This window comes from bacterium (assembly GCA_026414725.1).
Taxonomy (GTDB): Bacteria; Ratteibacteria; UBA8468; order B48-G9; family JAFGKM01; genus JAAYXZ01.
In genome coordinates, this window is the sequence record JAOAIL010000046.1 from 1 (window position 1) to 2444 (window position 2444).

Annotated in this window: 3 protein-coding genes; all 3 read right to left on the minus strand. The window is 36.3% G+C overall.

The window, feature by feature from the left end; genetic code table 11:
• Positions 1 to 128: 128 nt before the first annotated feature.
• Positions 129 to 434, minus strand: a complete 306-nt coding sequence (locus N3D17_07730) for an excisionase family DNA-binding protein (GenBank protein MCX8083252.1) — start codon at positions 432 to 434, stop codon at positions 129 to 131.
• 553 nt (positions 435 to 987) lie between these two features.
• Complete coding sequence (locus N3D17_07735; protein MCX8083253.1) at positions 988 to 1266, minus strand: hypothetical protein; 279 nt, start codon at positions 1264 to 1266, stop codon at positions 988 to 990.
• A gap of 251 nt (positions 1267 to 1517) precedes the next feature.
• On the minus strand, positions 1518 to 1991 hold the full coding sequence (locus N3D17_07740; GenBank protein MCX8083254.1) for a hypothetical protein: 474 nt from the start codon (positions 1989 to 1991) through the stop codon (positions 1518 to 1520).
• Positions 1992 to 2444: the final 453 nt, after the last annotated feature.

Genomic DNA, 2444 nt, shown 5'->3' on the forward strand with positions numbered 1-2444 from the left:
CCTTTTATCCTTTGTCTTTGTACACATTCTGTAGTACTTTCCATCTACAGTAAACGAAACCCACCAGAAGGGGGAGTCTTTTCTTTTGTATAGTCCCATCTGGGGATTGATTATATAATGAATGCTTTTTAAATATCAAGAGAGTTTTGGAGGACTTCGTCTCTGATTCTCATACAGAAATCACGTATACTTTTCTGCTTCAGTTGTGAAGATAAATTTATTTTATTTTTATTTTGAGCATGGGTTATTCTTCTCTTTTTTTTAAAGTTTGTTTTTGTGTATCCTATGAGCCAACTATTTACGTCATCAAAGTTAAAACGCAATGTCCCTGATACTTTTACATAGGGCATCCCATGGTATCTGATGAAGTTATAGATGGTTCTTGTTGTCACTTTCATATAATCTGCTATCTCATTGATGTTCATCAGTCTCATGTTCATATCTTTTATTAGATATATTAATTCTGTGGAAGTCATAATAATCGAAATCATTGATGCCTTCATAGGTGTAGATATGACATTTTTTAACAGAGCCTCAAAAAAAAGTTGTCTCTCTTTTAGTCTATTTTAGATATCTTTGATCCTTTTCTCAGTTTCAGTGAGAATTTCACTGATGTTGAGGAATCTTGATGCCGTGCTCTTTTATGCTATTTACCAGCTTATGGAACATGGATTCCGGTAGGTCCTGAAAAGGGTTCTCTTTTACTACTATTTTTTCGATGGGTATTAAAACATTCTTCATATAAAACCTCCTTATAATTAAAATTAAAATGGCCCTCGGGTAAACCCCGAGGGTTTTTTTAGTCGTGTACATCTATAATCATAATACTTCCTCTTGATATTTTGACTTCGAGGATGAGACACCCAGTACAAAGCATTTTGTCTCCTCCTGGATTGTGTCCTCCTTTTTTTGAAAAAGAAAAAAATAGGAGGTGGGACGTGGTGTCCTCTTGGCTATCCCATAGGGACCTCCTGAAAAGGTTCGGGGTTAGTAGCATCGGACCCCGAATTTCCTTTTTAGTTTCTCTTCCTGTTCTTCTGTTAGACCATCACAGTGGTCTAACACAAATTCCACGATATCATACAGCTCTGAGCAGAATTTTCCTTTTTCTGCTCTTTTTAGGAGTACGAAGGCCAGTAGAGATAAAACTTCTTCGTCTTCGTATATCGGCCATGTTCTGCTAATTTTTTTCCAATAAAAAGGGGAATATTTCCCCTTTTCAACCATATTTCTTATTATTCTATACGACACCTTCTTCTTCTCCATTTTTATATCTTCCTTTTTAGTTTTTTGGGGGCGGGGGGGGATGGCTTTTTTCCCCTGGTCCAACCCCTTTTTCGTGTCTACTGTAATCTTGATATAAATGTATTAATTTCCATTCTTACCGAGTGACTTAAAATGTCTGACATTGCATAGATGTGCGTGCATTGCACTGAAGTGCGTGCACTTGCATGAAGGAAATTGCCAGTGGCAAAAAGTAGTATCCCATTATCATCACCAATTTACAATAATTTGTTTTAAGAGGTTGCTTCAACTAACTTATGTTTAACGTCTTCGTTGAGTGTTATATCTTCTATTAGGTCTGTTTCTAATGTCTTTAACTTTTCTATCGGTAGTCTAACGATGAGACGGAAGGTACTGTTATTACTATTTATTGCTCTTTCACATGTTTCTTTATCGATTATTTTTTTTGTATGGAGCGCATAGATTGTATATCTATCGACTACTGTTTCTAATTTTATTTTAGATAATTCTCTTCTTTTGAGAACTTTTTCTTTTAATTTTCCTTTTACCAGTATGTATGTAGTTTCTTTATTTGTCACGGGGTCTATTATTTTTTTTGTATAATATTCGCCCCTTTTTATTCTGTTATAAATTGTTCTTCGTGAAATGTCGTATATATCGATTACTTCTTTTATTGTTGCCCAGATCCCATCTATTGAAATTGCATATAAGGAAATTACTTCTTCTTTATTCTGTACCAGCCCCAATTTACACCGGACACCCCTCTAACCAAAATAAGTTGTAGTGATAGCCATAGAGTTATTACTATAATTAATCCGCCTGAGGCGGAGAAGAGGCTTAAACAACCAGGGAACAGTATATCTTTTGTGGCAAGAAAGTATGAAGTCCATCCCAATCAACTCTTTAAGTGGAGACGTCTCATTCATGAGGGTGCCCTTGTCGCTGCCAAAAATGAGGAACCCCTCGTTCCCCTCTCTGAGGTGAAGCACCTCAAGAAACAGATACGGGAATTACAGCGTCTTTTGGGTAAAAAGACCATGGAGGTAGAAATCTTAAGGGATGCTCTCAAGAAAAGCCCGTGAAAAAAACTGATATCGCCCATATCCTTATCAGACGTACCCCATGAAGAGGATAACAGAGACATTACAGATATCCAGGTCAAATCAGTATACAAAAAAACCTCGAGAAGAGAAAGATAT